The 7,360-nt window shown below is 69.0% G+C and carries 6 protein-coding genes; 3 read left to right on the top strand and 3 right to left on the bottom strand.

From position 1 onward, the window contains the following. The first annotated feature begins 194 nt into the window (after positions 1-194). Complete coding sequence (locus DFR50_RS00030) at positions 195-413, top strand: hypothetical protein (RefSeq protein ID WP_113887148.1); 219 nt, start codon at positions 195-197, stop codon at positions 411-413. Between the two features lie 63 nt (positions 414-476). Here DFR50_RS00030 and DFR50_RS00025 read toward each other — a convergent pair whose 3' ends face one another. Both DFR50_RS00025 and DFR50_RS00020 read right to left on the bottom strand, forming a co-directional pair. Further along, positions 477-863: a type II toxin-antitoxin system VapC family toxin gene (locus tag DFR50_RS00025; RefSeq protein WP_113887147.1), complete on the bottom strand. Its 387-nt coding sequence runs from the start codon at positions 861-863 to the stop codon at positions 477-479. Next, entirely contained in the window at positions 860-1,288 is a 429-nt protein-coding gene (locus DFR50_RS00020; RefSeq protein WP_113887146.1) for a hypothetical protein, read from the bottom strand. Before DFR50_RS00020 ends, DFR50_RS00025 begins: the two co-directional genes overlap by 4 nt. A 173-nt stretch (positions 1,289-1,461) precedes the next feature. On the opposite strand from DFR50_RS00020, the gene dnaG reads away from it, so the two are divergent. Together dnaG and rpoD are read left to right on the top strand one after the other, a co-directional pair. After that, complete coding sequence (gene dnaG, locus DFR50_RS00015) at positions 1,462-3,372, top strand: DNA primase (RefSeq protein WP_113887145.1); 1,911 nt, start codon at positions 1,462-1,464, stop codon at positions 3,370-3,372. Between the two features lie 179 nt (positions 3,373-3,551). Then, positions 3,552-5,597, top strand: coding sequence for an RNA polymerase sigma factor RpoD (gene rpoD, locus DFR50_RS00010; RefSeq protein ID WP_113887447.1), 2,046 nt, complete (start codon positions 3,552-3,554; stop codon positions 5,595-5,597). 26 nt (positions 5,598-5,623) lie between these two features. On the opposite strand, the gene dapE is transcribed toward rpoD, so the two are convergent. Continuing rightward, complete coding sequence (dapE, locus tag DFR50_RS00005; protein WP_113887144.1) at positions 5,624-6,802, bottom strand: succinyl-diaminopimelate desuccinylase; 1,179 nt, start codon at positions 6,800-6,802, stop codon at positions 5,624-5,626. Positions 6,803-7,360: the final 558 nt, after the last annotated feature.

The raw sequence follows: 7,360 nt of genomic DNA, 5'->3' as shown, positions 1-7,360 counted from the left end.
CCGAAGGCGCCGACACCGAATCCGACGCGGTCGAACTCGCCCAGATCGGCTGCCAGTTCGCGCAAGGCTCCGCCTTCGGCCAGCCGATGAGCCTCGCCGCGGCGAGGAAGCTGATGGGCGCCGAGCCGGGCTGAGGCCGGGGCGGGTTTTCCGACCCTGTCCGCCGATCCTGCCGGGTCCTCGAGGAGGGATACATGCCGCGCATCCCGAAGTCCGTCATCGCCGGGGAGGAGCAGGCACTGCGAAAGCCCACCTCCGCCGGCGCCGGGTCGCAAGCGGCGGCGGAGACGGCGACGCAGCGACCGCCTTTGTCGGAGCGCTTGCGCGAGGCGATCGCCATCGCGCAACGGATCGGCCCCTTCGATCCCGACTTCGACCTGAAGCGCTTCAGCGACGAAATGTGGGATTTCTGATGGTCGTCGGCTTCGCGATTGTCGACGAAGAGACGAGGTCGCTGCTGGGGTCAATCGCCCGCCTCACCGGATCAACTCCACCGTCACCCCGACGTCGTCCGCGATCAGCGCCCATCGCCGATCGGCCGTCAGCACCGGCGCGCGCAGGCGGCGGCCCAGCGCGAGGCAGAAGCGGTCGCCCAGAGACAATCCGGCGCGGGCGGTCAGGGCGCGCATCAGGCCGGCCTCGACGGCCATCTCCTCGTCGGCCGGGATGATCGGGCACGCGAGCGCGGTCAGAATCGCGCGGACCTCGTCCGCGCTATTCCCGCCCCGAGCGATGGCGCCTGCCACTTCCGCGAAGTTCACCGCCGAAACAACGCCGGCGTCCAGCGACGCAGCGACGCGATCCGCGCCGGGTTCCCCGTTCAGGGCCGCGAGCAGCGCGGACGCGTCGAGGACAAACCTCATCGTTCGCCTTCGAAGGCGCGGCGGCGCTCGGAAACGAGCTCGTCCGAACTGATCGGCGGGTGAGGCAATCGCTTGACGAGCGCTTGCGCGGCGGCCAATCGGGCCGCGCCATCGTCCGAAGCGGCCGTCGAAGCGGTGCGGCGGTAGATCGTGCCCTTCGAAAAGAAGTGGCCCGGCGCGAGGCGGCCCTTCCGATCGGGACGCCAGCCGCGCGGCGCAAGCACCTCCTTCACCCAGCGCCCCACGGACTGCTTGTCCTCGTCATTGAGCGACCCGACTCGCGCCTCGATCTCCTTGCCGACCGCCTCCACCGCCGGACGGTCCGACTCCGACTTGGCTTCCATGCGCCGGATCATCTCCTCGGACGTCAGGATCGGGCCGATCAGGGCGCCGACCGGCGAAGCCTTGAATCGATCCAACGACATTCCGGCCCTCCATGCATGTCCTCTTATGTAGAGGACGAAATAGAGGACACCCTGCTCCTCGTCAATCTTCCCCCTCGAAACATCGAAGGCGCCACGCCGCCCGCCCTGCGAAACCCGGGGACAACCGCGGCCCGTCCTTGCCAAACCGCGCCCTGCGGCCGATCTCTAGCCGCATGAAATTCCCGCCCGAGTTCCTCGACGAGATCCGGGCCCGGCTTCCGGTCTCGGAGGTCGTGGCGCGCCGGGTCAAGCTGCGCAAGCAGGGGCGGGAATGGGCCGGACTGTCGCCGTTCAACGCGGAAAAGACGCCCTCGTTCTTCGTCAACGACCAGAAGGGGTTTTACCACGACTTCTCGTCGGGCAAGCACGGCGACGTGTTTCGCTTCCTGATGGAGACCGAGGGCTTGAGCTTCCCCGACGCGGTCGAGCGGCTGGCCGGCGTGGCGGGCGTGCCGATGCCGCGCATGGACCGCGCCGAGGCGGAGCGGGAGACGAAGCGCGCGAGCCTGCTCGACGTGCTGGCGATGGCCGCGCGCCTGTTCGAGGCCAATCTCCAGGGGAGCGCCGGCGCAAAGGCGCGCGGCTACCTGTCCGACCGCGGGCTCGGGCCGGCCGTGCAGGAGCGGTTTTCGCTCGGCTACGCCGCCCCCGATCGCTTCGCCCTGCGCGACGCGCTGGCCGCCAAGGGCGTCGGCGCCGACCAGATGATCGAGGCCGGGCTTCTGATCCACGGCGAGGGGATCGCCGTCCCCTACGACCGCTTTCGCGATCGCGTGATGTTCCCGATCCACGACCGCAACGGCAAGGTCGTCGCCTTCGGCGGGCGGGCGCTGGAGCCGGGGGCCAAGGCCAAGTACCTGAATTCGCCCGAGACCCAGCTCTTCCACAAGGGTTCGTTGCTGTTCAACCACCACCGGGCGCGCAAGAGCGCGCACGATGCCGGCGCGCTCGTGGCCGTCGAGGGCTACGTCGACACGATCGCGATGAGCGAGGCGGGCTTCCCCCATGTCGTCGCCCCGCTCGGCACGGCGCTGACCGCCGACCAGTGCGCGCTGCTGTGGACGATGGCGGACGAGCCGATCCTGTGCTTCGACGGCGACAACGCCGGGCGCAAGGCCGCGTTTCGCGCCGTCGAGACGGCGCTGCCGCTGATCGGGGCGGCGAAGAGCCTGCGCTTCGCCCTGCTCCCCGAGGGCCAGGACCCGGACGACCTGATCCGGTCGAGCGGCCCGACGGCGATCGCCGAGGCCCTGTGCGGCGCGCGCTCCTTCGCCGACATGCTGTTCCTGCGCGAACTCGACGACCGGCCGCTCGACACGCCGGAACGCCGGGCGGGGCTCGAGCGGCGGCTCGCCGAGGCGGTCGGGGGAATCGCCGACGAAACGTTGCGGCGGCACTATCTGGCCGACATGAAACGGCGGCTCGCGGCGCTGTTCGGGGAGGACCGTCCCGGCCCCGGCGCCGCGAACCCGCGCCGCACGGGCGGCGAAGGACGCGGCAAGGGCTTTCCCCCGCGCGGGCCGCGGATCGGCGTCGCCGAGACGCCGCTTCCGCCGCACGAACGGCTCGTTCGCAAGGCGCCCGAGCCCGCCCGCGAGATCGCCATCCTGGCGCTCGCGCTCGGCCACCCGTCGCTGCTCGAGGCCCATTGGGAGGCGCTGGCCTCGCTCGAATTCGTCGCCCCGAGGCTGGCCGCCTTTCGCGACGCCCTGCTCGCCCAGCCGGTGGAGGCGCTCGATTCGCCCGACGCGCTCGCCCAAGCGCTGACGGCCGCCGGTCGCGGCGACGAGCGCGCGCGCATCCTCGCGGAGGCTTCGCGGTCGCCGACCTGGTGGTGCCTGCGCGCCGAGGCGGCCACCACCGACGCCGAGCACGTTCTGAGGCAGAGCCTGGCCTTGCATCGGCGGACCGGCGCGTTAAATAGGGAGTTGAAGCTCGCGGAACGGTCGCTGGCCGACGAGCCCAACGAACAAAATTTCGCCCGATTGCTGGACATCAAGGCCAGTTTGGCCGATCTCGCGCATGCCGAGGCGGCGATCGAGGGGTTCGGCGATCTTTCCGGGCGTCACTCGCCGTCGGTCTGACCGGCGAGGCGAGACCTTCGGTGAAGGGCGCTTCACCGGGGGCGGATAAGAGATTGGGCGCCGTCGGGTCCGGTGATTGCCGGAGCCGGCGGCGCGAAGACGTGTTGGATGGGGGTCGCCGACCGCGCGCCTCGATCCGGGTGGGAATGTTTCCAGAGCGCGGGCGGACGGAGATCGCGATGGCCAAGAAGGACGAGGCGAAGGGCGAAGGCGAATCGGCTGCCGTCGAAACGACCGATAGTCCCCTTCTCGATCTGACCGACGCGGCCGTCAAGCGGCTGCTGAAGCTCGCCAAGAAGCGCGGCTGGGTGACGCAGGACGAGCTGAACGCCGTCCTGCCTTCGGAGGAGATTTCCTCCGACCAGATCGAAGACATGAACGCGATGCTCAGCGAGATGGGCATCAACGTCGTCGACAGCGAGGACGCGGAGGAGGCGGAAAAGGAAACCGCCGATCCGGACGAGGAGGAGCCCGCCGAGGGCGGCGAACTCGTCGAAACGACGCGCACGACCGCGGTCGCCACCCGCAGCTCCGAGCCGAGCGAGCGGACCGACGACCCCGTGCGCATGTACCTGCGCGAGATGGGCTCGGTCGAGCTCCTGTCGCGCGAGGGCGAAATCGCCATCGCCAAGCGGATCGAAGCCGGCCGCGAGGCGATGATCGCGGGCCTGTGCGAGAGCCCGCTGACCTTCCAGGCGATCATCATCTGGCGCGACGAGCTCAACGAAGCCAAGATTCTGCTGCGTGACATCATCGACCTCGAGGCGTCCTACACCGGCCCCGACGGCAAGAGGCCGCCGAAGGTGGACTACACCGCGCCGGGAGCGCCGCCCGCGCCCAATCCCGTGCGCGACCGGCTGGCGCCGGCGACCGCTCCGGCCGCCCCGCCGGAAGGGTTCGAGGGCGAGCCGGGCGCCTTGCCCGACAGCTTCGAGGACGAGGAGGACCTCGAGAACTCGATGTCGCTGTCGGCGATGGAGGCCGACCTCAAGCCGCGCGTGCTCGCCACCTTCGACCGCATCGCCGAGGCCTACAAGAAGCTGCGCCGGCTGCAGGACCAGAACGTCGAGAACAAGATGCGCAGCGAGTCGCTCTCGCCGGCGCAGGAGCGCAAGTACAAGGCGCTGAAGAAGGAGATCGTCACCGACGTCAAGTCGCTGTCCTTGAACCAGAACCGCATCGACGCCCTGGTCGAGCAGCTCTACGACATCAACAAGCGGCTGATCGGCCTCGACGTGCGCCTGATGCGCATGGCGGAGGCGCACCGCGTCAGCCGCGAAGACTTTTTGCGCAACTACCAGAATTCGGAGCTCGATCCGAAGTGGCTGCTGCGCGTCTCCAAGCTGACGACCCGCGGCTGGAAGGAATTCATCGCCGAGGACAAGAACCCGATCAAGGACATCCGCGCCGAGATCCAGTCGCTGGCGCAGGAGACCGGCCTCGAGATCCAGGAGTTCCGCAACCTCGTCCAGATGGTGCAGAAGGGCGAGCGCGAGGCGCGCCAGGCCAAGAAGGAGATGGTCGAGGCCAATCTCAGGCTCGTGATCTCGATCGCCAAGAAATACACCAACCGCGGGCTGCAGTTCCTCGACCTGATCCAGGAGGGCAACATCGGCCTGATGAAGGCTGTGGACAAGTTCGAGTACCGCCGCGGCTACAAGTTCTCGACCTACGCCACCTGGTGGATCCGGCAGGCGATCACCCGCTCGATCGCCGACCAGGCGCGCACCATCCGCATCCCCGTGCACATGATCGAGACGATCAACAAGATCGTGCGCACCTCGCGCCAGATGCTGCACGAGATCGGCCGCGAGCCCACCCCCGAGGAGCTTTCGGAAAAACTCGCGATGCCGCTCGAGAAGGTGCGCAAGGTGCTCAAGATCGCCAAGGAGCCGATCAGCCTCGAGACGCCGATCGGCGACGAGGAGGATTCCCACCTCGGCGATTTCATCGAGGACAAGAACGCGGTGCTGCCGATCGACGCGGCGATCCAGTCGAATTTGCGCGAGACCACGACCCGGGTGCTGGCGTCCCTGACGCCGCGTGAAGAGCGTGTGCTGCGCATGCGCTTCGGCATCGGCATGAACACCGACCACACGCTCGAGGAGGTCGGCCAGCAGTTTTCGGTCACGCGCGAGCGCATCCGCCAAATCGAGGCCAAGGCGCTGCGCAAGCTCAAGCACCCGAGCCGCTCGCGGAAGCTGAGGAGCTTTCTGGATAATTGAACGTCGCGGCCGCTCGTTGAGCGCGGCTACAACGCCGCCCCGACCTGCTCGGCTTCGCCGAAATACCGCTCCAGCACCCGCTCATAAATGCGCGCGAGCCCGTCGAGGTCGGCGAGCGCCACGCGCTCGTCGACCGCGTGGATGGTGGCGTTCGGCAGGCCGAGTTCGACCACCGGGCAGGCGCTCCGGATGAAACGCGCATCCGATGTGCCGCCGGTGGTCGACAGGGTCGGCCGCCGTCCGGTCACGTCCTCGACTGCGGCCGAGACCAGATCGGTGAAGGGGCCGCGCGGGGTGAGGAACGCCACCGCGTTGCACGGATCGAACGCCAGCGTGGTCCGCATGTCGTCCGAGGCCGCCGCGATCCGGCGCGCGATCTCCGCCTTCAGCGTTTCCGGCGTCCAGCGGTCGTTGAAGCGCACGTTGAACACGAGGCGGACGTCCGCCGGAATGACGTTGGTCGCCGGATTGCCGACGTCGACGGTCACCACCTCGAGGTTCGACGGGTCGAAATCGACGCTGCCCCCGTCGAGCGGCGGCGCGTGCAGGGCCGCAAGCACGGAGGCGAGCTGGCGCAGCGGATTGTCGGCGAGGTGCGGATAGGCGACATGGCCCTGGCGGCCGTGCAGGGTGAGCCGGCCGTTCAGCGAGCCGCGCCGGCCGTTCTTGATCGTGTCGCCGAGCGCCTCGAGGCTGGTCGGCTCGCCCACGATGCAATGGTCGAAGCGCTCGCCCTTTTCGCGCGCCCAGTCGAGCAGCTTGACCGTGCCGTTGATCGACGGCCCCTCCTCGTCGCCGGTGACCAGAAAGCTGATCGAGCCGGGAAAAGCTCCCCTCGCCGCGAAACGCAGCGCCGCCGCGACCGCCGCCGCGAGCCCGCCCTTCATGTCGCAGGCGCCGCGGCCCCACACGTGTCCGTCGGCGACCTCGGCGGAGAACGGGGAAAACCGCCAGCGCGCCGCATCCCCCGCCGGCACGACGTCGGTGTGCCCGGCGAAGGCGAGGTTCGGCGCGTCGGTTCCCAAGCGCGCGTAGAGGTTCAGCACGTCCGGCATGCCGGGCTCGGAGAAGGTCACGAGTTCGGTCCTGAACCCGGCGCCGGCGAGAAGGTCGCGAAGATACGGCAGCGCCCCCGCGTCGGCCGGGGTGACGGAGGGAAAGGCGATCAGCGCGCGGGCGATGGCGAGCGGCGAGGGAGCGGGCACTGGAAAGCGGGGGTCGGAGGCAGTAGGCGGTAGGGCTCGAGCCGCTGCTTAGCGCAATGCCGCGGAAGCGAGCAAGCGCCGGACCGACGACCGCGCCGCGACCCCGACTGCCGTCTCCCGACGTCGTCGAGCAGGGCAGCCCGGGCGAATGGCCGCGCTGCTGCTTGTGCCGATCGGCGTCCTTCGCCGTAACTCCCAAGCCGGCAGCGAACAGCGCCGTCATCGCGAGCGACCCCCGGGTCGAAGAGCCCGGGGGGAAGCGATCCAGGGCCGCTGGGCCGCTGTCGCGCCCTCTGATCGTCCCGCCGCCCTTCGTTGCGAGCAGAAGACGGAGCGATTCTTTCCGCAGGAAGCAAGCGGCGGCATGGATTGCTCTTATGTCCTTCGTCAAGAGGTCGGACACGCGATCTCGTCTCCGCTCCTTGTTGGGAGGAAGGATGGCCTCGGATGATTGCGCAGGGGTGGGGGCGAAGCCTGTTGGACGTCGGTGATCAAACTCTAATACGCGGGTTTGTTCCGCATGTCCGAGTTGCGTCCGGGGCTGCTCCGCGTCTTCGT

Source organism: Roseiarcus fermentans, from assembly GCF_003315135.1.
Classification (GTDB): Bacteria; Pseudomonadota; Alphaproteobacteria; order Rhizobiales; family Beijerinckiaceae; genus Roseiarcus; species Roseiarcus fermentans.
Note: the sequence above shows the minus strand (reverse complement) of the source record. Positions and strands in the feature narration are given on the sequence as shown.

Bases quoted from the DNA above. Each gene is read 5' to 3' on its own strand.
- DFR50_RS00030 (WP_113887148.1), top strand. From the start codon at position 195: ATGCCGCGCATCCCGAAGTCCGTCATCGCCGGGGAGGAGCAGGCACTG.
- DFR50_RS00025 (WP_113887147.1), bottom strand. From the start codon at position 863: ATGAGGTTTGTCCTCGACGCGTCCGCGCTGCTCGCGGCCCTGAACGGG.
- DFR50_RS00020 (WP_113887146.1), bottom strand. From the start codon at position 1,288: ATGTCGTTGGATCGATTCAAGGCTTCGCCGGTCGGCGCCCTGATCGGC.
- dnaG (WP_113887145.1), top strand. From the start codon at position 1,462: ATGAAATTCCCGCCCGAGTTCCTCGACGAGATCCGGGCCCGGCTTCCG.
- rpoD (WP_113887447.1), top strand. From the start codon at position 3,552: ATGGCCAAGAAGGACGAGGCGAAGGGCGAAGGCGAATCGGCTGCCGTC.